Genomic DNA, 20748 nt, shown 5'->3' on the forward strand with positions numbered 1-20748 from the left:
GCGACAATCCCGCTCCGCCAGTCAGGAACCGTAGGGTGCGTTGAGCTCTGCGAAACGCACCGCTCACCACGGAGCCACGCGCCCCGTGATGCGATTCGCTGCGCTCATCCGCATCCTGCGCAGCGGTATTTTGCCAACGGTCCATCAGGACCCTGCGTGTTTTTCGGCCGGCATGGCCATCGCTACAAATGGACGCCAACCCACCACTCCCGTCATCGCGAGGCGCGCAGCGCCGTGGCGATCGCCTTCCGTTGCCACTCGATCCCGCCAATGTGCAGGCATCCAGAGGTTGCCACGGCCCCTGCGGGGCCTCGCAACGACGGGGTAATTGGCTGACATGACCGAACAACGATCCGATATCGCCATCGTCGGTGGCGGGCCGGTAGGTGGCCTCGCCGCCTGCACCCTGGCGCGGGCGGGCTACGCGGTCACGCTGTTCGAGCGCGGCGCACCGCCGGCGCCGGACGCCCACCCGAATGACACCCGCGGCTATGCCCTAGCGGCCGGCTCCGTGCAGTTCCTGGACGATCTGGGCTATTGGGCGCCGCTGGCCGAACGGGCGACCGCGATCCGTTCCATTGTCGTCAGCCGCCGCGGTGGCCTGGGGCGCGTCCACCTGAACGCGGTCGATCACGGCCGCCACGCCCTCGGCCAGGTGGTGCCGGCCGTCGCGCTGGAGCCGATGCTGGATGCGGCCTGCCGCGACGCCGGCGTGGACGTGCGCCACCACTCGACGCTGGCGGGCGTGGGCGAGGTGACGGACGGCCAGCGCGCACTGCGCGTCCACGGCGCCGAAGGCGAGAGCACTTGGGCGGCGCGTCTGATCCTGGCCGCCGACGGCATCCAGTCGCCCGCCCGCAAGGCCCTGGGCCTGCCGGTGAACCGCCTGCGCTATGCGGCGGATGCCCTGGTCTTCGATGTCCTGCCCGCGCGGCCGCACAACGGCCAGGCCTTCGAGCGCTTCACCGACGAAGGCCCGCTGGCGCTGCTGCCGCAGGCGGATGGGCGGATGAACGTGGTCTGGGTGGCCCCGCCGGAGACCTGCGAGCGCCGCCTGGAACAGGACGAGGCCGAACGCCTGCGCGAGCTGCAGGCCCGCTTCGGCTGGACCCTGGGGCGGCTGCGCCCGGTGGGCCGCGTGGTGCGCTTCCCGCTGGAGCGGCTGCATGCCCCGGAGCCGGTCGCGGACCGCGCGCTGCTGCTGGGCAATGCCGCGCACGCGGTGCACCCGGTGGCGGGGCAGGGGTTGAATCTTGCCCTGCGCGACGTGGCGACCCTGCTGGGGGCGCTGCGCGAGGGGCGCGGGCAGGGTGGGGCGCCAGGCTTTGTCGCCGACCCCGGCGCACCCGCAACACTTGCCGCCTATGCCCGGGCCCGGCGTGCCGACGTGAACGGCGTGGTGGCGGCGACCGACTTCCTTGCCCGCGGCATGCTGCATGCGGCAGGCCTGCGCGGGCATGCGCTGGGCAGCGGGATGATGGCCGTCGACCGCCTGCGCCCGGCGCGCGATCGCCTGGCACAGGCGGCGATGGGCCTTGGCCCGCTGCCGCGCCATACTGCGCGCCATCTCGCCCGGCCGGACACAGGGGGCGGGGCATGAGCGCGTCCGGTTCCCGCGACGTGCTGGATCTGCTGGTGGTGGGCGCCGGCGCGGTTGGTGGTGCCATCGCGCTGGGCGCGGCCCGCCAGGGCCTGCGCGTCGGGCTGCTGGAGCGCGCTGCCGCGCCCACCTTCAGCGACGCGACCCCGGTGACGCGCGTCGCCACGCTCAACATCGCCTCCATGGAGTTCCTGGCCCGTCTGGGGGTACAGGACGCCCTTGAGGCGCGCCGCGCCCATGCCTTCTCCGGCATGGCCGTATGGGATGGCCACGGCCCCGGGCATATCCGCTTTGATGCCGACGAGCTGGGCGTGCCGGCGCTGGGCTGGACCGTGGAGCACGCCGCCCTGGAGGCCGTGCTGTGGACCGAGCTGGAGGCCGCTGGTGTGGCCCTGTGGCCCGAAACCGAATGGAAAAGCCTCGATACCCGCCCGGATCGGGTGGATCTCTACGGCCCGCAACATGCGCCGCTGGCCTCCGCCCGTCTGGTGGTCGCGGCCGATGGCGCGCAATCGCCCCTGCGCACCCGCATGGGTATCCCGGTGCGCGAGCAGGACTATCACGCCCGTGGTGTGGTCGCGACCGTGACCACCGAGCGCCCGCACGAGGACACCGCCTGGCAGCGCTTCGTCGACGACCAGATCATCGCCTTCCTGCCGCTGGCGGACGGGCGTAGCTCCATCGTCTGGTCCCAGCCCGAACACCAGGCCGACGACACGCTGGCGCTGGACGATGCCGGCTTCTGCCGGGCGCTGGAGGCCGTGATCGACCACCGCCTCGGGGCGATCACCGCCACATCGAAGCGCGCCAGCTTCCCGTTGGTAGCCCGCCACGCCCGCGACTACCACGCCGGCCGCGTGGCCCTGGCCGGGGATGCCGCCCACACCATCCACCCGCTGGCCGGGCAGGGCCTGAACCTCGGGCTCGCCGACGCCCGCGCCCTGGTCGAGCGCCTGCACGGCCCCGCCCGCCGCGACCCGGGCGCCGAGACCGTCCTGCGCGCCTACACCCGCGACCGCCGCAGCGAGAACGCCTTCATGCAACGCGCCATGGACGGCTTCCGCCTCGTCTTCGGCACCCACGCCGCCGGCCTCCCGGAACTGCGCGGCCTCGGCATTCGCCTGGTCGACCAGGCCACCCCCCTCAAGCGCCGCCTCGCCCTGCGCGCCTTAGGCCTCGATTAAGGCGACCCAGGTTGTTCGGCCCGGGGTGATGCGATTCGCTGCGCTCATCACATCCTGCGAGTGCTTTAAACCGCAGTCCGAGCCGGGATCGGGTGCGGCAGCGCTCGCTGGACCCTGTGCATGGCGGGGCTGTGGTATCCCGTAGGATGCGCTGAGCGCAGCGAACCGGATCATGGCCTCGGGAACCCCTCCTCATCGATCCCTGGCACGCTGCCATGTCCCCGCGATGCCGCCCATCCGCCACGCCCGGTCACCCCGGCCGTTCGTCGAACCCCCGGCATACCGCCCACACGTCCATCCCACCCGTCATCGGCCGGAGCGAAGCGCAGGGCCGGGACCTCAAGGGATTGGGGCTCCCCGAACGTGCGAGATCCAGGATAACCGCTGCGCGGTTTCCGGGATGACGGCGGCGGGTGGCCGAGGTCTTGTTCGAAGAGAGCCCGAGACGAGTCCTGCACACCGTCATCCCGGCCGCAGCGAAGCGAAGGGCCGGTATCTCCGGATGAACCCCCGCGCTTCAACCGCCCACCATGCCCCCTGTAGGAGCGGCCTCGGCCGCGAAGCCCCTGCCAAAGCCTGATCAGCGCAAACGTGTCGCCTCCCGGCCACGCCTCAACAGCCCGAGGACATGTCGCGTTTCCACAACACACCCTCCTCGTCGGCACCCGAAAACGACCTCGTTGCAAAAAAACAACGGGCGTTGCATCGCATTGACCCACCTTGCGAGCGTTGCAAAACCCCCGCGCGCAGCAAATCCCGAAAAAAATAAGAAAAACCTGATCAAGCCACCCGTTCCCTCGCCTCCAGGCAGGTAAGTCGATCCTAATGATCCCCTCGATTCAGCAAGTTGCTGGATATCTCGCACCTTTCTGTAGCCTGTTCCCGCAAGTGTTTGATCTTCCGAAATCCACCCTGCGTCACGTTCAGCGCCCAACTGTGGCAACTTTTTCCCGCCCAGGGGTTGAAAAGAGACACCGTGGTGTATATAAAACACCTGTCATTCGCGGCATCGACCGTGGATGCGGCGTAAGAAACGAACAACACACCTCTCCTGGGAGATACGCACCATGAAAAAACAGATTCTTGCAGTCGCCGTTGCCGGCGCCTTCGCAGTCCCGGCCTTTGCCGCCGCCGACACCAGCGTCACCCTGTTCGGTCAGCTGCAGACGCAGATCGTGCACCACAGCGGTGATTCCTTCGAGAATAACGGCTTCCGTATGCATGATGCCGGCGGTGCTGGTAACGCGGGCGACGGTGCCAACCCGAACCGCATTGGCGTGATGGTCAATCACGATCTGGGCAACGGTCTGACCGCGCTGGCCAAGATCGAACAGAACGTGACCACTACGGACGGCTTTAATTCTGGTGCCCGTGACCAGTACGTGGGCCTCGACGGCAACTTCGGCCGCGTGATGGCCGGGCGTATGACCTCCCCCTACGCGACCGCCGGCAAGGATCCGCTGAACGCGACCTTCATGCAGGCCCGCACCGCGGGTGGCCGACTGGGCCCGATGGGCGGTTTCGGTAACGGTTCCTATCTGGATCGCGTCCTGGCCTACTCCAACGATTTCGGCCCGGTCAGCTTCACGGGTGCCGCAATCCTGGACAACAGCGATCATAGCGACACGGGCTACGCCATGCGCTTGGGCTTCGATGCAGGCCCCGTGGAAGTCTACGGTGCTTACCAGCGTGCTGATGATCACGAGCAGGCCAATGCTCAGTTCGGCAATTCCATTCAGGTTCCGGGTTTTGTGAATGATCTGGCTGACCTGGCCGGAGTCGACATCCCGAGCCTCGAATTTAGCACCGCGAGCAAGGTGCAAACTGCCAAGATCGGTGCCGACTGGAGCACCGGTCCGTTCCGTCTGGTCGCCGAAGTGGAAGACTACCGGATCGAAACCGACCCGACCGCGATGGGTGAAAGCTTGGGTATGGAGTCCACCGAGTCGAAGGGGAATACCTATTTCCTTTCCGGAACCTACACCATGGGCCGTAATGACTTTGTGCTGAACTTGGGTCACACCAACCGCGATAATGCTGGTAACGTGGACTATGCGGCGCTGGGCATCAAGCACAACTTCAGCAACCGCGTGATGGCCTATGCTGGCGTTAGCTACAGCAAAGACAAGGCGCCGGCTGACGACGTATCCAACACCGCTGTGGGTGGCGGCATGCGGGTGTCCTTCTAAGGGCAACCACTGCCACCAAGCGGTATAAAAACTAGTTTGTAGCTTGTTTTGCGGGGCCCCCAGGGGCCCCGTTTTTTATGCGTGTCCGGGCCCCGTTGGGGCCATTTTTCGTTTGGGGGCGCGCGTTCGACCCCGGGAGCAGTCAGAGCGCCGAGCCGCCGAAATCGGGCGGTTCAGCGGACGGAATCGACGCGGATTTCGAGGGTGAGGGTGTCGCGGTCGCGGGTGGTTCGGCGGGAGGCGAGGCCGCGCTGCTCGGTGGCGCTCTCGCTGTGGACGCCGCCGAGGGTGTGCCAGGTGCCCGGCTCCAGGGTGAGCTGGGTGTCGACGGCGTCGCGGTCCACGGCGCTACGCGGCAGGGGGCATTCGTGGCGGGGGTAATGGCGACGCGCCCGCGGCCGGCCAGCTGAATCCGAAGATGGATCCCGCCCGTTTATGACGAATGTCCCCTAAGCGGAATCGGGGCAGAGTTCGAGGATCTGGTTGAGGACCGCGCAGGCTTCGCGGTACGTCCCCTGCGGCACTTGGCCGGCCGGGTGGGGTGTCGCGTTGCGTTGGCGCCAGTCGAAGGACTTTACCTGGTGGCAGAGGATGTAGCTGGTTTTTGCATCCGGCGTCGTGCCCGCCACCACGGCGAAGGGGTTGGTCGCATTGTAGTTGGCGGTGGTCATGGGGAGCCCCAGAACCAGCGAGGTTCGGGCGTTGAATTGGGTCGGTGACAGGACCAGGAAGGGGTGAATATCTCGCATTTCCCGCCCCGCCTGAGGGTTGCAGTCGATCCAGATGACATCACGGCGCCGGGGTACCCAGTCCTTGGGTGCTGCGCGCTTTACCATCGTTCATTTCCAATCACGTCCGTGCGCATGACCTCACCGCCGTGGATATCCGGGTCAAACCCTTCCAGACGCTCATCGAGGGTCATGGATTGACTGGTTTCCGGACGGATTACGATCTGGTTGCCCTCCACGGACACGATGACGGATTGGTCCGCCTCCAGATGCGCTGCGCGCGCGATGGCCGCTGGAAGGCGAACCCCCAGATTGTTGCCCCAGCGCTTGATGTTCAGTCGTGTCTCGGCCATGGCTCCACCCGCAAGATGTATAGACATTGTTTAAACAACTGTATCACCCCGGTGTGGAAGTGCGCCAGACCGTTGGTCTGCCAGTTGGGTGGTCGATGCCTCGCGGTTGGAGGTGCGTTTCGCGGGGCTCAACGCACCCTACGGGGCGGTGCTATCCCGTAGGATGCCGATGAGCGAAGCGAATCGCATCATGGGGGCTGGCTAGCGAACGGGATCGACGCGGATTTCGAGGGAGAGGGTGTCGCGGTCGCGGGTAGTGCGGCGGGAGGCGAGGCCGCGCTGCTCGGTGGCGCTCTCGCTGTGGACGCCGCCGAGGGTGTGCCAGGTGCCCGGCTCCAGGGTGAGCTGGGTGTCGACGGCTTCGCGGTCCACGGCGCCGCGCGCGAGGGGGCGTTCGTGGAGGTGGGCAATGGCGACGCGCACACGGCCGTCGGGTTGGACCTGGGGGCGCACGCGGAAGCCGCGGGCGGTGTCCTGTAGCAGGGGTTCGACGCCGACGCCGGCGCGGCCGTGGATGATGCGGAAGCCGGCGGTGCGGGTCTCGCCGACCAGGATGATCGCATCGGTGCCTTCGCGCAGGCGCAGGTGTTGGGTCTGGTCGTCGCGGCGCGTGGTGCGCAGGCGCTGGGTGGTGATGCGCCCTTCGGTGCCGTCCGGGCCGCTCTCGAAACCGCTGCCGCGTTCGGTTCGCGGGGCGTCGCTGTGGCGGCGCACGGAGAGGATGAGGTCCTGGGTCGGGGCGTCGAGTTCGGTGACGACCTCGCGGATCTGCTGGAGGGTGCGGGCGTCGGCGCGCACCAGCAGGCGGAAGCCGTCGCCGCGCAGGGTGGCGGTGTCGCCGAACAGGGCCTGGAGCTCGGGCAGCAGGCTGTGGGCCGGGCGGTTTTGCAGCGGCAGGACGGCGACTTCGGCGTGGGGTTCACGCGCGAGCGCGGCTACAGGCAGGAGCGTGCCGGCGGCTAATGCGAGGGCGCCCCGTAGCCAGCGGCGCCGATCCACCATGCGGGGCATGTCAGACGAGGAGGCGGCGGAGCTCGACGGCTTCATCGCTGAGACTCCAGTTGGCCTCGAAATTCTGGGCTGCGCGCTGGGTGCCGGGCCGGTCCTCGACGTCGCCGCGCAGGATGCGGCGTCCGCCGGCTTGGGTGAGCTGCATCCAGCCGCTGTGATCGGCGATGGCGGTGACGGTGAGCGGGCTTTCCTCCGCGGCCTCCAGCCGGCGCACCGACACGGCGCTGGGTAGACGCTTGATGCTCTCGACCAGGCTTGGGAGTTGTTCCTTCAGGGCGAGATCGTCGTCCACCAGCAGGCGGATATCGGTATGGCGATGGCGGCGCGCGATGCCGGCCAGCTCGGCGCCGAGGTCGGCACCCGCGATCTCGGCCAGGAGCGCGACGCGGGCATGCAGCCAGAGGCGCCGGCGGGTGGCGGCCAGGAGTTCGGCCAGCAGGGCCTCGGCGTCGATCAGGGTCGGGTCGCGTTCGGGGGTGGTCATCGGCGTGTCGCTCGCGGGCTGGGTGCTTCTCTCAGCATAGGCGAGTGCGGGTGTGTTCGCATCTCTGGGTTCGGTGGTGGTTTCGTGCGGCGTCGGGGGCCGGCTGGATTCGTTGGTTTCGGGGCGGGGATTCGCGTGCAGGCACGCTCCCACAGAATGCCTCGTAGGATGCCGAAGAGCGTAGCGAATCGCATCACGAGGAGCCCGGCCCCGGGGGGGGGGTAGGCTATAGCGGATGCGCGGCCAGGCCGTGGTTGGGACGGCTCCAGGGTTGGCTGGGTCGTGCGATCGGGGAGTGGATGCGGTGGAGCATGCGGCGGTGGGGGATGCCGGCGTCTTCGAAGGTGTCGCTGATGACGAAGAAGTCGTGGCGGGCGTAGAAGCCGATGCGGCCGTTCTGGGCGTTCAGCCAGACCTCGCGCCAGCCGTGGCGGGCAGCGGCCAGGAGGGCACAGTCCAGCAGGCGCGAGCCGATGCCGTGTCCGCGCCAGGGTTCACGCACGGCCATGCGGCCGATCTGGCCGGAGGGCAGCATGCGCAGGGTGCCGACCGGTTCGTCCCCTGGCCCGGTGGCCAGCCAGTGCAGGGCGGCGGCGTCCAGGCCGTCGAACTCCAGTGGTTCGGGCACGCCCTGTTCCTCGACGAAGACCTCGCAGCGAACTTGGGACAGGGCCTCGGCGTCGGCAGGCCAGGTGGCCTCCCGGAAGGCGATGCGGTGTTGCATGGCAATCCTCCGTCGGGACGCCGTGAGGGAGAGCCCCGATCCGTACGCGAGCGGACGGATGGATCAGTGGCTCCCCGGCCTTCCTGGCCCTGGGTCCCGAACGGAAAAGTTTAGTCTACGTTGGGGCATTCTTCCTGTGAGTTAGTTAGCGGATCGTGAGCCTCGCGAACCAATCACTGTGCATGAACCGGAGGTGCCTTTTGTCGTTGTGCGCGCCGCGCGGCCATCCATGGGCGTGTGCGGGTGGCAGGGCGGGGCGATCGCCACGGCGCTTCGCGCCTCGCGATGACCGGTGAACGTTTGGCGCCTGGTTTGAGCCTGCGATGCACTTGCGCGAATGCAACTGCGGGCAACCGGGATGCGACGGATTCAGCGTTGGCCGATCAGGGTGTCGCGGAAGCGGCGGGACAGGGGCTCTTCCGGGTGCAGCCAGATACCGAAGTAGGCCGTGGCGAAGTCGTGGCCGGGGACCTCGACCAGCGGTGTGCCGTTTTGCAGCAGGCGGGTGCCATGGCCCGGGCGGTATTCCAGGGCGTAGCGGTCGCCCGCCTCCATGTCGCGGTAGGCGGCGTTGAAGGTCTCCAGCCGGTCGGACAGGGCCGCAATGGTGTCCGGGGTCTGCTGGTCTTCGAGCAGGCGGTTGCCGCTCTTGCGGAAGTCGTCGGCGCTAATGGCGCGCAGGTATTCCAGTTCCAGGCGCTTGGGCACGTCGGCCGTCAGCACATCGTCCGGAGCGACGTTTTCCGGGACGTAGAGCGCGCCGACGTAGACCCGAAAGATGGTGTAGCGATAGAGCCGCCCGGCGCGCAGCGGGACGGTCGTGTCGTCGATCGTGACCGTGTCGGCAAAGCGGACGCCGTCGATCTCGGTCGTGGCGCTGGCGGGTGCGCCGGTCAGGAACAGTGCAAGCAGCAGCATGGATGCGAGCAGGGTCCCGCGGCGGGTGGCGTGGCTATTCATGGGGTGGTTCCTCCGGGCTGGGCTGAAGGCGCGGCGCGTTCGCGCGCGTGGATGCGTTCGCGCAGGGCATGCTGGGCGTCGGCGTCGATGGGGAAGCGCCAGATCAGGGCCATCGCCGCGAGCTTGAACAACACAGGCAGGCCGGCGTAGGCCAGCGCCAGCACGAGCAGGGCGGTGGGGCCGTTGTCGCCGTCGGCCGAGAAGCCGGCCAGGCCCAGCAGCGGGAAGCTGATGCCAACGGCCAGGGCCAGGGCCAGCTTGGTAGCCATGCCCCACAGCCCGAAGAACAGTCCGGCGCGCTCGCCGCCGCCGTCGGCGGTGTCCTGGTCGATCACGTCGGCCTGCATCGCAGCCGGCAGCGCCAGGTCCACACCGAGGCTGAGCCCGGTCAATACGGTGATGGCGTAGAACGCGAGCACGTCGCCGGAACCGAGGAACGGAACCCAGATAAAGAAGGTCGAGGCGAGCAGCATCGACAGCGTCCACACCCGGTGCTTGGGCAGCCGGCGGGCGAGGCGCAGCCACAGGGGCAGCGCGAGGATGCCGGTGGCGAAGTAGACCAGCAGCAGTGGCCCGGCGTGTCCGGGGGCCTCCAGCACGTGGGTGATGAACAGCAGGAACAGGGTGGCCGGGATGGCGTTGGCGGTGCCGTTCAGGACCCAGGCGAGGACTAGGCGGCGGAACGGTTGGTTGGACCGCAGCAGGGTCCAGCCGGCGCGCCAGGGCACCGGCGCCAGGCGCCCCGGGCGCTCCGGCACCCGCCAGAGCAGGACGACGAAGGCGATCGGCAGCAGCACCCACAGCAGGACTGCAAGGGTGGCCAGCGCCGCGCCGGCATCGTCCTGCAGGCCCAGGACCGCGGGGAGCGCGGCGGCCGTTACCGTGCCCAGGACGACGAAGCCCTCGCGCGTGGCGGTGATGCGCGAGCGCTCGTGGTAGTCGCCGGAGAGCTCGGCGCCCCAGGCGGCGTAGGGCAGGGCGACCAGCGTCCAGCCGAGGTAGACCAGGGTGCTGAAGATCAGCAGATACCAGGCGCCGGCATCCGCCGGTGGGCGGAACAGGAAGGGCGCGGCGATCAGCAGCAACGGGACGCCCGCAAGCATGACCGCGCGCCGCCGCCAGGCGCCGGGGATGCGGTCGGACAGATGGCCGATCAGCGGGTCGGTGACGACATCCAGCAGCCGCGCCAGCAGCAGGAAGACGCCGACCAGGGTGACGCCCAGGCCGGTGTGCTCGGCGTAGTGCGCGGGCAGGAAGACATACAGCGGCAGGCCGAGGACGGCCAGGGGCATGCCCAGGCCGCCGTAGGCGAACAGTCGCGGCCAGCGTAGTGTGCTCACCTCATCGGTTCGCGGGGTCATGGCCCGGCGCGGCGGGCTGGACGGGACTTTGCAGAACCGCCTGCATCAGGTTCACGCGGGCGGTGTCGAAGCCGACCTCGCAATAGGCGAGGTAGTAGCGCCACATGCGCAGGAACGACTGCGAGTAGCCCAGCGCCTCGATGACCGGCTCCGCCTGGCGGACCTCCCGGTGCCAGTGGCGCAGCGTGCGCGCGTAGTCCTCGCCGAACAGGGCCTGGTCCTTGACTGCGAGCCCGGCGCGCTCGGCCTCCGCGTTGAAGCGCGGGACCGAGGGCAGCATGCCACCGGGGAAGATGTAGAGCTGGATGAAGTCCGCGTTGCGGCGGTAGTACTCGAAGGCCTCCTCCGCGATGGTGATGACCTGCAGCGCCGCGCGGCCGCCCGGGCGCAGGCAGCTGCGAACCTTGGCGAAGAAGGTCGGCCACCAGTGTTCGCCCACGGCCTCGAACATCTCGATCGAGACCACGTGATCAAAGGTGCCCTGCAGGTCGCGATAGTCCTGCAGACGCAGCTCGACGCGGTCGCTCAGGCCGGCGCGTTCGATGCGGGCGCGGGCATAGTCGAGTTGCTCCTGCGAGAGTGTCACGCCGGTGACGCGGTAGCCACGCTGCGCGGCCATCTCGGCAAAGCCGCCCCAGCCGCAGCCGATCTCGAGGATATGCGCGCCGGGTTCGGCGTTCAGCTGGTCCAGCAGGCGGGCGTACTTCTGCGCCTGGGCCTGTTCCAGGGCCTCGTCGCCGCGGGTGAACAGCGCCGACGAGTAGCTCATGGTGCGGTCCAGCCACAGGTTGTAGAAGTCGTTGCCGAGATCGTAGTGGAAGCGGATGTTGGCGCGGCTCCCGCGGCGACTGTTGCGGTGCATCCAGTGGCGCATGCGGTCGATGGCGCGCTGCCATGTCGGGCGCTCGGCCATCGGCGCCAGGGCCTGTTCGTTGTCGGTGGCGAAGCGCAGCAGCGTCTGCAGGTCGGGGGTGATCCAGTCGCCACTGATGAAGCCTTCGGCGAAGCCGATATCGCCGTGGCGCAGCAGGCGCAGGATGGCCCGCCACGGGCGGCGGAAGTGCCATACCGCCTCGACGCCGGCCTTGCGCCCGCGCAAGGTGATGCGGTCGCCGGACGGACCGATCAGGGTGATCTGCCCGGTGTCGATGTCTTTCAGGGCGCGGGCGACCAGGCGCAGGGCCCAGTCGCGCCGGGCCGTGCCTTCCTGCGGGGTGTCGATGTGGTCGAGGGCCATTAGTCGATCTCCTGTGCGGGGGGTGCGGGCCGTGGGTGATAGCGCCCGCCGCGCCACCAGATTCTGAGAGCCTGCCAGTGGATCAGCGGCAGGATCTTGAGGGTCATCCAGGGTTTCTTCAGGAAGGCGGCCAGCAGTGCGCGGTCGCTGAACGGGCGCAGGCGGCCGTGTTGCGAGGCCACCAGCATCAGGTCCTGGTCCTGGTATTCGTTGATCGCGATGCGCAGCGATGCGCCGGACTGCAGGCGCGGCGGCGTCAGGGTGAAGGCGTAGCGCGCGTGCATGTCGATGAACGGTGAGACGTGGAAGGCCTTGTTCTTTTCCTGGCGCACGGGGAGGGCCATGGGGGCGCCGTTCTCGTGCAGCAGGTAGTGGTGGTGCTCGCCGAAGGTATTGCGCACCTCCAGCAGGATGGCGCGCAGTTCGCCGTCGGCATGCCGGGCGTACCAGACACTGAGCGGGTTGAAGGCGTGCCCGAGGACGCGCGGCATGGTCAGCAGGTGAATCGGGCCACCGGCCAGGTCGATGGCGTGTTCGGCCAGGTGGGCCTCGATCCACGGGCGCCAGGGGCGGCCGTCGCGCGGGCCGTGGTCCCGGGTGCGCAGGCTGAACAGGTTGAAGCGATTCAGCGAGAACAGACGGCAGCGCCGGGTGGTCTCCGCCAGGCGATCGATATCGAACAGCGCGCTGGTTACCGGGTAGCGAAAGCGATATTGCTGCGGAAAGAACCGCTGGTGCAGCACCGTGCCATGGACCAGGGCGGCGTCCATTCACGCGCTCCGGGATTGCGCAGGCGGCGCGTGCGCCGGTTCCGCTACGCCGCCGTGAATGGCGGAGCCCGGTTGGCGGGCGGTCTGCATGGGGGGGTGCGCAGGGCAGGACCAGGGCGGTTCGATGCCCAGCGATCGCCCGATGGAAACGGCCGAGCGCAGTCCATCCTCGTGGAAGCCGTAGCCCATCCACGCACCGGCGAAGTACAGGTTGTTCTCGCCCTGGGTGGCCGCGAGGCGCTGACGCGCCTTCTCCGCCGCGGTGTCCATGACCGGGTGTTCCCAGTGCTGTTCGCCGAGCACGGTGTTCGGGTGCGGCTCGCGCCAGGGGTTCAGGCTGATGATGTAGTCCTGGCGCCGTTCCAGGCGATGCAGGCGGTTCATCCAGTAGGAGACCGAGACGCTGTCGCGCGCCTGGGTGGAGCGCCCGGAGAGATAGTTCCAGGAGGACCACACGCGGCGCGAGCGGGGCATCAGCGCCGGGTCGGTGTGCAGTACCGCGCGGTTGGGCTGGAAGCGGCAGGCGGCGAGCAGACGCTCGCGCGCCGGGTCGGCCTTGTTCAGCAGCCAGCGCGCGGTGTTGGCGTGGCAGGCGAACACGACCGCGTCGAACCCCGCTGCCTGATCGTGGGTCAGGACCTGCCACCGGTCGGCCTCGGGGATCACTGCGCGCACCGGTTGGTGAACCACGCTGCCGGGTTCCAGGCGCCCCGCGAGCCGCTGGACGTACTCGCGGCTGCCGCCGACCACGGTGCGCCATTGCGGGCGATCACGCAGATCCAGCAGGCCGTGGTTGTGGAAAAACTGCAGGAAACTGGCGGCCGGGAACTCGCGGATCTCCTCGGGCGGGCAGGACCAGATCGCGGCCGCCATCGGCAGCAGGTAGTCCTCGGTGAAGCCGCGGCCCAGGCGGTGTCGGGCGAGAAACGCGCCGAGCGTGCCCTCCGGGCTTTCGCCACGCTCGAACAGGCCCTTGCCCAGGCGGTTGAAGCGCAGGATATCGCGCGCCATGCGCAGGAAGGTCGGGCGCACCAGGTTGCGGCGCTGCGCGAACAGGGTGTTCAGATCGGAGCCGGCATACTCGACGCCCGCGGGCTGGCGCGAGTAGCCGAAGGACATGTCCGTATCCTGGGTGGGGACATCGAGTTCCGTGAACAGGCGGGTGAGCAGGGGGTAATTGCGCTCGTTGTAGACCACGAAGCCGGTATCAATGGCCGTGTGGCCCTGCGGATCGGGTACCTCCACCGTATGGGCGTGGCCGCCGAGCTCCGGTTCCGCTTCGAACAGTTGGACCTGGTGCCGGGTCTGCAGAATCCAGGCGGCGGACAGGCCGGCGATGCCTCCGCCGATGACGGCGATGCGCGAGCGTTGCATGGTGGTGGATCTCCGGGCCGCAGGGCGATGTACATCTTATACAATAACTGTACAATCTTTGTAAATGGTGGCGGTAAAAAGTTCCCCGGCTTCCAATAGGAGGGCGGTTTACCGCGAAACAGGCGCAGCGGGAGACGCGGATCGTGAACACAGACAAGCAGGCGCAAGCGGGCGCACCGGAGTGGCCGGCAGAGGTGCGCGATGCACTGACGACCCACGAGATCGTGGGCATCACCTCCGGGCTGTCGGATTTCCGGGATGCCGAGGCGCTTCTGCAGGCGACGGCCCCGGGGCGCTGGCAGCGGCTGGAGTGGGGTATGGGCTCGGCCCATAACCGCGAGCAGTTCCATGCGTTGCAACAGGCCACCGGCGCCGCGGTGCTGCCGCTGTTTGTGACGCGTGAAGGGGTGATCGGCGGCCTCCCTGAACTGCGCGAGTACCTGGGCCACCGGGCCTTGCAGGCGCGCGGCGAGGGCGCGCGCCCGGATACCCCGGCACCTGCATTGCAGGTGCTCGGGTACGCCGGGCTGCTACCCTTCGCGTTCTTCGGCATCGGGGCCTGGATGGCCCAGCCCGAATGGCAGGTTTTCGCACTGGAGGCCCTGGCGCTCTATGGTGCGGTGATCCTGTCGTTCCTGGGGGCGGTCCACTGGGGAATCTATCTGGCGGATCGGCAGCACCGGGTGGGTCCGCTCTCGGCGCCGGTGTGGGCGGTGGTGCCGTCCGTCCTGGCCTGGCTGGCGGTGCTGCAGCCGCTGCCGCAGGCCTTGATGACGCTGGCCGTGCTGTTTCTTGGGGTGTGGTGGGTGGATCGGCTGAGCCTGCAACGGCGGGCGTTGCCCCGTGGCTATCTCGGTCTGCGCCTGATGCTGACCGTGGGCGCGATGCTGGCCCTGGCCTCCGGCCTCGCGGTCACCATCGCGGCCTGAGCAGGAAAGAGGAAGAACGCGAGAATGAACGAGAACAAGGAACCATCGATGAACGCAGATGACCGCATGGCCGACGAGCCGACGGCCACCCCTGCCTCGGGCCAGCCGCTGGCCGCCCCGGAACAACTCGCCGAGCACTACCGCGAGATTCTCGCCGGGCTCGGCGAGAATCCGCAACGCGAGGGCCTGCGGGACACGCCGATGCGCGCAGCCAAGGCCATGCAATATCTGACGCGTGGCTACCAGCAGGACCTGGACACCATCGTGAATGATGCGCTGTTCTCGTCCGATAACGACGAGATGGTCCTGCTGCGCGATATCGAGCTGTACTCCCTGTGCGAGCATCACCTGCTGCCGATCATCGGCAAGGTGCATGTCGCCTACCTGCCCGATGGCAAGGTGATCGGCCTGTCGAAGATTGCCCGCATCGTGGACATGTTCGCCGCGCGGCTGCAGATCCAGGAGAGCCTGACCCGCGAGATTGCCGAGGCGCTGATGCAGGTGACGGGGGCCAAGGGGGTTGGCGTGGTGGTGGATGCCAAGCACATGTGCATGACCATGCGCGGGGTGGAGAAGCAGCACTCCTCGATGGCGACCTCGGTGATGCTGGGCGCCTTCCGCGAGGATGGCCGCACCCGCCGCGAGTTCCTGAACCTCATCCGCGGCAGCCGCGACTGAACCCCGACCGGGCGGCGTCGGGCGCGTTCAGCGCAGCGGGATGCTGAACGAGATGTAGTTGACCCCGGCCATGCGCATGTGGCGAACGTCCTGCGCCAGGCTGTTCAGCAGGTAAAGGCCCAGCTCGCGCAGCGATTGTTCGTCGCTGGCCGTCCACTGGCGTGCCTCGCGCAGCGCGGCCTCGTCGACCTCGGCCGCGGCGGTGCGATCGATCATTTCCACCGCCAGCGTCTCGCCTTCGCGTTCCAGACGTACATCGACCGGCCGGCTGCGTCCCGGCTCGCGGGCTGCCTGCTCGGACAGATGCATGAAGACCTCCTCCAGGGCGATCTGCAGTTTGACCGATTGCTTTTCCGGCAGGCTCAGGCTTTCGCCGAATTCCTGCGCCATGGCATGGACCTGTGGCAGGGAATCCGCCTCGGGCTCGAAGGTCGCGCGTCGATGCGGGCGGGGCCGCAGGTTGAAGATCATGCTGAGTGCCACCGCCACCGTGCCGCCGGTGGAGACGCCGTTATTCAGAAACGGGCTCAGCGCCTCCGGGATCAGGTGGTGGAAAAACAGTTCGTTCTGGAAGATGAAACCCGTCGAGAAGGCGACACCGATGATCAGCCCGCTCTGGTAGTTGAGGCCGTCCTGGGCGCACAGGCGGATCCCCGCGACGAACAACAGGGCCAGCAAAATGAGCAGGAACGCGCCGAAGACGGGGCCTGGCAGCGAGATCATCAGCATGTTGAGCTTGGGAATCAGCGCGATCAGCGCGAGAAAGGCGGCGAAGTAGTAGCCGACCCGGCGGGCGGCCATGCCGGTCAGCTCGATCGAGGAGACGCCAATGCCATAGGTCGTGTTGGGCAGTGTGCCCAGGCTGCCGGCGATCATGTTGCCCAGGCCGTCCGCATACAGCCCGCCGCGCACGCGGTCGTGGTCGATCTTGCGCGGGGTGCGGTAGGAGTTGCGCTGCGCGACCTGGGTATCGCCAATGGACTCCACCGCTCCGACCAGGGTCACGATCGCGAAGGTCAGAAGCAGCGTGAACCAGGTGGGCGAGAACTCGAAATAAAAGCCGGGCCATTCCAGCGGCGGCAGGCCGAACCAGGCGGCCTCGGTGACCTCCGAGAAATCCGTGACGCCGAAGATCATCGCGACCACGATCCCGGAGCCCAGTCCCATGATGGGCGCCCACAGCCGCAGCAGGCGTCCGCCGAAGACCGCCACGAGAATGGTGAACCCGAGTGTGAACAGGGCCACCACCAGCGCCCGCCAGGTCCCCTCGTAGTCTCCTTCACCCTGCATCATGTCGGCTGTGGTGGGGATTACGCCGAGCACCACCAGCATGATCACGACCCCACTGACGGTGGGCGTGATGATGCGGCGGAATAGCCCGAGATAGCGCGCGAACAGAAACTGTACCGGGGCCGACAGCACTGCAAGGGTGCCGACCAGCGCCATGCCGCCGACCAGGGCGGCCTCGATGCCCACGGCCAGGTAGGCGGTCGAGGTCCCCATGAAGATCAGGTAGCCCGATCCGATCGGGCCGACGCGGCGGACCTGAATCAGTGTGGCAAGCGCGCTGCCGATGAGGGCGGCGAATACGGTCCACTGGGTCGCGGCCAGATCGAGACCGATGGCGCGGGCCAGGATCAGGGGGGCGATGATGATGGTCGGTGCGACCAACAACAGGCTCTGCAGCGCACTGATTGTGCATTTGACCGGAGGCGGGTGATCGTCCACCTCATAGATGATCTTCGACTGGGAAGCTTCGGCCACGGTGCCCCCTGGGCGCGGTTGGCGAAAGCGCGCAATCATAACAGCCACGTGGTGTCGGGAGCCCAGGAGGTTTTGGTTGGGCGTTGCCCGCGAGTCGTTGGGGACGGGCAACCAGACAAAAAAAGACCCGGCGCAATGGCCGGGCCCAAGATCGTTCAGACACCCGTGTGATGGAGGGTTGTGATCTGAACGGCGGGTCATCGGCTGCCGTTGCCACGAGCCGATGATTTCCGCATCTTGTATAAGTGGACAGGGACTGTGGAAACAGGTTCCTGCCACCCGCCGCAAGAATGTGGCATGCGTCACATTTTCTCCCCCCTGGCACCACGGAGTCGCGATGCGCGGTCTTGAACAGATCCCCTGGCTGTATGACGGCCTGATGGCCGGTGCCGATCTTCTGGGGCTGCGCCGCTGGCGACGGCGCCTGGTCGAGGGCGCCGAAGGCCGGGTGCTGGAGGTCGGGTGCGGGACCGGGCGCGATCTGCCGCTGTACGCGGATCCGACGCAAGTGATCGGCATGGATCCGGACCTGGCCGCGCTGCGGAGGGCGCGACGCCGTGCGCCGGCGGTCCCGCTGGTGGTGGCGAAGGCCGAGGCGCTGCCATTTGCGGATGGGGTGTTCGATAGCGTGGTCTCCGGCCTGGTTTTCTGCAGCGTCCAGGACCCGCCGCGGGCCCTGGGCGAGGTGCGCCGGGTGCTGGCGGACGGCGGCGCGTTGCGCATGCTGGAGCATGTGCGCCACACCCGCCCGCTGCTGGGACGGGCCCAGGACCGGGTGCAGCCGGCCTGGACCTGCGTCACCGGCGGTTGCCATCCCAATCGCGATACCGAGGCCGCGGTGGAGCAGGCCGGGTTCTGCATCGAACCCGAGGATCGCGTGGCCCGTGGCGTGATGCGGCGCTTTGCCGCGCGGGTCTGCAGAGCGCCCGAAGATCCTGCCGGACGCAACGCCGGGAAGACTGACTGAAGGTCGAGGGCCTTGTTCACCACGAAGGGCACGCTGGCGCGAAGAAGGGGAAGCATCGGCGACGAGAGTTCCGGTGCTGATCGTCGTTCGTGCAGTTGTGCGTTGAAAATCCTCCCGCGTGCGAAAAAATCGTGCATGGAGGCTCAAGTCTTGCGGGATGCGGCCGTCACCGGGGGAAGGCCCGTCGTCCTGAGCGCTGGTGGGCCTGTACATTCAGATTCCGGGAGTACCAGGATGGACGCAAGCGCGATTGCCGCAATGGCCACCCAGCAAAGCCAGCAGCAGCTGGCCATGCAGAAAGATGTGGCCCTGCAGAAGAAGGCGATGGAGTCGCAGGAGATGGCCGCTCAGTCGATGCTGGAGGCACTACCCGACATTGGCGAGATGCAGGCCGCCACACAGGGTCTGCCGGCAAACGTGGGCACCAACATCAACACGACCGCCTGACGCCCCCCAGTCCTTTCGCCCTGCAAGGCCCCGGCGCGTTACTGCCCGGGGCCTTTTCGTTTCCTGATTAGCAACGAGCGTCAGCCAGGCTCAAGGCCCGTGCGGGCCCGGGTCTCCAGGCGCCTCCTACATCGTCCTCCCGGAAACCGCGCAGCGGTTATCCGGGATCTCCACGGTATGAGTGACCCGTACGTTGGGGCTAGAACGGCGTGTGGAGATCCCGGCTCTCCGCTGCGCTACGGCCGGGATGACGCGGAAGTATTTTGGTCCCGGGTGTCGGAGCCGCTGTGTCCGGATGCCCCCGTACCCCGCGATCACGCGGTCTTCCATCCAGAGCCGTCGCGCCCTGCGCGGCAGGCCGGGAGCCTGCCCTGCACCGTGCCCTGGGTGCCCTCTGTGGTTACACGCCCCGGTGTTTCCGTCGTCTCTTTGAGTGCTTCGTGATGAACCCATTCAGGCGGCCGTCCGTTACTGCCGCTGCGCCTCGAACTCGATCATCAGTTCGACCTCGTCGCCAACGATGTCGCGGGTCAGGCCGTAGGTCATGCCGAAATCGGAACGATCGAAGCTGCCACGCATCGACGCCCCCAGCACGTACGGGCGGCCGAACAGGCCACCCAGCGGGAACGGGTAGCGCCCGACCTTGTTGATGGTCACGTCGAGATGGATGGTGCGGGTCTCGCCCAGCAGCTCCAGGCCGCCACTCAGGCGCCCGGTGTTCTCGCCGGTGGGCTGGTAGCGCGTGGCGGTGAAGCGCATCTCCGGGTATTCCTCGACGTGCAGGAAGTCCTCGTTGCGCAGGTGGTCGTCGCGTTCGGCGTGGTTGGTGAACACGCTGTCGGTCTTGATGACGAAGAAGCCGCCCTCCAGCTCGCCCGAGTCCGGGTCGAAGGTGAACTCGCCCTCGGCCTCCAGGAACATGCCCATGACCTTGGCGTAGCCGGCGTGATCGACCAGGAAACCGACTGCGAAGTGGTCGGGGTCGATGACCCAGCGGTCGGCATCGGCCAGGGCTGCAGCGGGCAGGGCGAAGGTTGCGGTCAGCAGGCAGGTCAGGAGCGCGGAGCGCAGGCGGCTGGAAAAGCGGTGGTTGCGGGCGTCAGTCATGACACACCTCCGGTCGGTGGCGGTAGAGCCAGTGGATATCCACGGCAAAGGACAGGCCGAGGGCCAGCAGGCCGGTCAGGGCAATCGTGATCGCGGCGCTGGCGGGCAGGCCGGGGATCAGTATCAACAGCAGGACTACGGTCTGCAGCACGCAGACGGTCTGGCGGCGGCGGCTGGGTGGCAGCGCCCCGGCCAGCCAGGGCCAGGGGCGGGCGGCCAGCACGAAGGCATAGCGCATCAGCCCGATCAGGATCACCCAGGGGCCGACTGCGGTCATCTGCCAGGCGAGCACGGACAAAGCCAGGATCATCGCTGCGTCCAGTTCCATGTCGAAGCGGGCCCCGAATGCGGTGGCGCTGTCGGTGCGCCGCGCGACGGCCCCGTCGAGCCCGTCCAGCAGCAGGGCCAGACCCGCCAGCGCAATCACCCAGAGGGCCAGCAATGGGTCACCCGTGGCAGGGGGGGCGAATACCAGGGCCCCCAGGGGTGCGGTCAGGGCGGCGCGCAGCAGCGTGACCCGGTTGGCCGGGCCGGGGCCACGCCCGTCCCGGGCCAGTCCGTCCGGGGGGGTGGTGGTGGCGAGCAGGGCGCCGAGCATGAACCAGAGCACGACAAAGCCGAGGATTGCGTGCGGTCCCAGTTCGGCGTGCAGCATCAGCGCCGCCGTGACGACCAGGCCCAGCAGGCCGGCGACGAGCCCGTCGGCCGCCCAGACGCGGAGACCGGTCCGTATCCGTGCCGCGGAGCGACGTTTGGCGGTGGATGATTCCATGTGGGGATTGTAGCCCTCCGTTGGAGGTCTCCGGGGCCTTGCCTTGCGACCACGCCGCGCGCCGGGAGTTGCCGCTTGGAATACGCTTCGCCCACACTGCGCGGATGAT

20 protein-coding genes and 1 pseudogene are annotated in these 20748 nt (G+C 68.0%); 7 read left to right on the forward strand and 14 right to left on the reverse strand.

All coding sequences use genetic code 11. The annotated features are described in order from the left end of the window. Positions 1-337: 337 nt before the first annotated feature. The 3 genes from G333_RS0112390 (at position 338) to G333_RS0112400 (ending at position 4973) form a co-directional block, all read left to right on the forward strand. Positions 338-1600 (forward strand): FAD-dependent monooxygenase, encoded by a 1263-nt coding sequence (locus tag G333_RS0112390; RefSeq protein WP_019562834.1) that lies wholly within the window; start codon positions 338-340, stop codon positions 1598-1600. Continuing rightward, the gene (locus G333_RS0112395) at positions 1597-2784 is read left to right on the forward strand and encodes an FAD-dependent monooxygenase (protein ID WP_019628587.1); all 1188 of its coding nucleotides are present in this window, start codon (positions 1597-1599) and stop codon (positions 2782-2784) included. The genes G333_RS0112390 and G333_RS0112395 overlap by 4 nt, the downstream gene beginning before the upstream one ends. Before the next feature lie 1067 nt (positions 2785-3851). After that, on the forward strand, positions 3852-4973 hold the full coding sequence (locus tag G333_RS0112400) for a porin (protein WP_019628588.1): 1122 nt from the start codon (positions 3852-3854) through the stop codon (positions 4971-4973). A 173-nt stretch (positions 4974-5146) separates the two neighbouring features. Here the strand turns inward: G333_RS0112400 and G333_RS15195 are convergent. The 11 genes and pseudogenes from G333_RS15195 to G333_RS0112455 all read right to left on the reverse strand — a co-directional run. Continuing rightward, positions 5147-5388 (reverse strand): annotated as a pseudogene (locus G333_RS15195) (hypothetical protein); the annotation flags it as partial. A gap of 34 nt (positions 5389-5422) precedes the next feature. Beyond that, positions 5423-5809, reverse strand: coding sequence for a type II toxin-antitoxin system PemK/MazF family toxin (locus tag G333_RS0112410; protein ID WP_019628590.1), 387 nt, complete (start codon positions 5807-5809; stop codon positions 5423-5425). After that, positions 5803-6054 carry an AbrB/MazE/SpoVT family DNA-binding domain-containing protein gene (locus tag G333_RS0112415; RefSeq protein WP_019628591.1) on the reverse strand — a complete coding sequence of 84 codons (252 nt, stop codon included), beginning with the start codon at positions 6052-6054 and terminating at the stop codon, positions 5803-5805. The genes G333_RS0112410 and G333_RS0112415 overlap by 7 nt, the downstream gene beginning before the upstream one ends. Positions 6055-6255: 201 nt before the next feature. After that, complete coding sequence (locus G333_RS0112420) at positions 6256-7101, reverse strand: hypothetical protein (protein WP_019628592.1); 846 nt, start codon at positions 7099-7101, stop codon at positions 6256-6258. Beyond that, positions 7067-7549, reverse strand: coding sequence for a hypothetical protein (locus tag G333_RS0112425; RefSeq protein ID WP_019628593.1), 483 nt, complete (start codon positions 7547-7549; stop codon positions 7067-7069). The genes G333_RS0112420 and G333_RS0112425 overlap by 35 nt, the downstream gene beginning before the upstream one ends. Before the next feature lie 226 nt (positions 7550-7775). Next, the gene (locus tag G333_RS0112430) at positions 7776-8273 is read right to left on the reverse strand and encodes a GNAT family N-acetyltransferase (protein WP_019628594.1); all 498 of its coding nucleotides are present in this window, start codon (positions 8271-8273) and stop codon (positions 7776-7778) included. Between the two features lie 369 nt (positions 8274-8642). Next, complete coding sequence (locus G333_RS0112435; protein WP_019628595.1) at positions 8643-9233, reverse strand: chalcone isomerase family protein; 591 nt, start codon at positions 9231-9233, stop codon at positions 8643-8645. Then, the gene (locus G333_RS0112440) at positions 9230-10594 is read right to left on the reverse strand and encodes an MFS transporter (protein WP_018951053.1); all 1365 of its coding nucleotides are present in this window, start codon (positions 10592-10594) and stop codon (positions 9230-9232) included. Before G333_RS0112440 ends, G333_RS0112435 begins: the two co-directional genes overlap by 4 nt. Then, positions 10575-11831, reverse strand: a complete 1257-nt coding sequence (locus G333_RS0112445; RefSeq protein ID WP_018951052.1) for a cyclopropane-fatty-acyl-phospholipid synthase family protein — start codon at positions 11829-11831, stop codon at positions 10575-10577. Before G333_RS0112445 ends, G333_RS0112440 begins: the two co-directional genes overlap by 20 nt. Further along, entirely contained in the window at positions 11831-12601 is a 771-nt protein-coding gene (locus tag G333_RS0112450; protein WP_018937908.1) for a DUF1365 domain-containing protein, read from the reverse strand. Before G333_RS0112450 ends, G333_RS0112445 begins: the two co-directional genes overlap by 1 nt. After that, complete coding sequence (locus G333_RS0112455) at positions 12602-13975, reverse strand: NAD(P)/FAD-dependent oxidoreductase (RefSeq protein WP_019628596.1); 1374 nt, start codon at positions 13973-13975, stop codon at positions 12602-12604. Positions 13976-14118: 143 nt separating this feature from the next. On the opposite strand from G333_RS0112455, the gene G333_RS0112460 reads away from it, so the two are divergent. Continuing rightward, positions 14119-14904 (forward strand): DUF3429 domain-containing protein, encoded by a 786-nt coding sequence (locus G333_RS0112460; RefSeq protein WP_018951049.1) that lies wholly within the window; start codon positions 14119-14121, stop codon positions 14902-14904. Positions 14905-14928: 24 nt separating this feature from the next. Continuing rightward, positions 14929-15582, forward strand: a complete 654-nt coding sequence (gene folE, locus G333_RS0112465) for a GTP cyclohydrolase I FolE (RefSeq protein WP_018951048.1) — start codon at positions 14929-14931, stop codon at positions 15580-15582. A 27-nt stretch (positions 15583-15609) separates the two neighbouring features. On the opposite strand, the gene G333_RS0112470 is transcribed toward folE, so the two are convergent. After that, positions 15610-17346 carry a uracil-xanthine permease family protein gene (locus G333_RS0112470; protein WP_026289422.1) on the reverse strand — a complete coding sequence of 579 codons (1737 nt, stop codon included), beginning with the start codon at positions 17344-17346 and terminating at the stop codon, positions 15610-15612. 337 nt (positions 17347-17683) lie between these two features. On the opposite strand from G333_RS0112470, the gene G333_RS0112475 reads away from it, so the two are divergent. Beyond that, a complete protein-coding gene (locus tag G333_RS0112475; protein ID WP_018951046.1) occupies positions 17684-18313 on the forward strand; it encodes a class I SAM-dependent methyltransferase in 630 nt (209 codons plus the stop codon). A 234-nt stretch (positions 18314-18547) separates the two neighbouring features. After that, positions 18548-18760, forward strand: coding sequence for a putative motility protein (locus G333_RS0112480; protein WP_018937902.1), 213 nt, complete (start codon positions 18548-18550; stop codon positions 18758-18760). 468 nt (positions 18761-19228) lie between these two features. Here the strand turns inward: G333_RS0112480 and G333_RS0112485 are convergent, their stop codons facing one another. Both G333_RS0112485 and G333_RS0112490 read right to left on the reverse strand, forming a co-directional pair. Continuing rightward, entirely contained in the window at positions 19229-19867 is a 639-nt protein-coding gene (locus G333_RS0112485; protein ID WP_019628597.1) for a YceI family protein, read from the reverse strand. Beyond that, positions 19860-20639 carry a CDP-alcohol phosphatidyltransferase family protein gene (locus G333_RS0112490; RefSeq protein ID WP_019628598.1) on the reverse strand — a complete coding sequence of 260 codons (780 nt, stop codon included), beginning with the start codon at positions 20637-20639 and terminating at the stop codon, positions 19860-19862. Before G333_RS0112490 ends, G333_RS0112485 begins: the two co-directional genes overlap by 8 nt. Positions 20640-20748: the final 109 nt, after the last annotated feature.

The sequence above is a fragment of the Thioalkalivibrio sp. AKL10 genome, assembly GCF_000381845.1.
Taxonomy (GTDB): domain Bacteria; phylum Pseudomonadota; class Gammaproteobacteria; order Ectothiorhodospirales; family Ectothiorhodospiraceae; genus Thioalkalivibrio; species Thioalkalivibrio versutus.

Bases quoted from the DNA above. Each gene is read 5' to 3' on its own strand.
- G333_RS0112430 (WP_019628594.1), bottom strand. From the start codon at position 8,273: ATGCAACACCGCATCGCCTTCCGGGAGGCCACCTGGCCTGCCGACGCC.
- G333_RS0112420 (WP_019628592.1), bottom strand. From the start codon at position 7,101: ATGAAGCCGTCGAGCTCCGCCGCCTCCTCGTCTGACATGCCCCGCATG.
- G333_RS0112475 (WP_018951046.1), top strand. From the start codon at position 17,684: ATGCGCGGTCTTGAACAGATCCCCTGGCTGTATGACGGCCTGATGGCC.
- G333_RS0112425 (WP_019628593.1), bottom strand. From the start codon at position 7,549: ATGACCACCCCCGAACGCGACCCGACCCTGATCGACGCCGAGGCCCTG.
- G333_RS0112455 (WP_019628596.1), bottom strand. From the start codon at position 13,975: ATGCAACGCTCGCGCATCGCCGTCATCGGCGGAGGCATCGCCGGCCTG.
- G333_RS0112445 (WP_018951052.1), bottom strand. From the start codon at position 11,831: ATGGCCCTCGACCACATCGACACCCCGCAGGAAGGCACGGCCCGGCGC.
- G333_RS0112490 (WP_019628598.1), bottom strand. From the start codon at position 20,639: ATGGAATCATCCACCGCCAAACGTCGCTCCGCGGCACGGATACGGACC.
- G333_RS0112395 (WP_019628587.1), top strand. From the start codon at position 1,597: ATGAGCGCGTCCGGTTCCCGCGACGTGCTGGATCTGCTGGTGGTGGGC.
- G333_RS0112400 (WP_019628588.1), top strand. From the start codon at position 3,852: ATGAAAAAACAGATTCTTGCAGTCGCCGTTGCCGGCGCCTTCGCAGTC.
- G333_RS0112390 (WP_019562834.1), top strand. From the start codon at position 338: ATGACCGAACAACGATCCGATATCGCCATCGTCGGTGGCGGGCCGGTA.
- G333_RS0112410 (WP_019628590.1), bottom strand. From the start codon at position 5,809: ATGGTAAAGCGCGCAGCACCCAAGGACTGGGTACCCCGGCGCCGTGAT.
- G333_RS0112435 (WP_019628595.1), bottom strand. From the start codon at position 9,233: ATGAATAGCCACGCCACCCGCCGCGGGACCCTGCTCGCATCCATGCTG.
- G333_RS0112480 (WP_018937902.1), top strand. From the start codon at position 18,548: ATGGACGCAAGCGCGATTGCCGCAATGGCCACCCAGCAAAGCCAGCAG.
- G333_RS0112450 (WP_018937908.1), bottom strand. From the start codon at position 12,601: ATGGACGCCGCCCTGGTCCATGGCACGGTGCTGCACCAGCGGTTCTTT.
- G333_RS0112415 (WP_019628591.1), bottom strand. From the start codon at position 6,054: ATGGCCGAGACACGACTGAACATCAAGCGCTGGGGCAACAATCTGGGG.
- G333_RS0112485 (WP_019628597.1), bottom strand. From the start codon at position 19,867: ATGACTGACGCCCGCAACCACCGCTTTTCCAGCCGCCTGCGCTCCGCG.
- G333_RS0112440 (WP_018951053.1), bottom strand. From the start codon at position 10,594: ATGACCCCGCGAACCGATGAGGTGAGCACACTACGCTGGCCGCGACTG.
- folE (WP_018951048.1), top strand. From the start codon at position 14,929: ATGAACGAGAACAAGGAACCATCGATGAACGCAGATGACCGCATGGCC.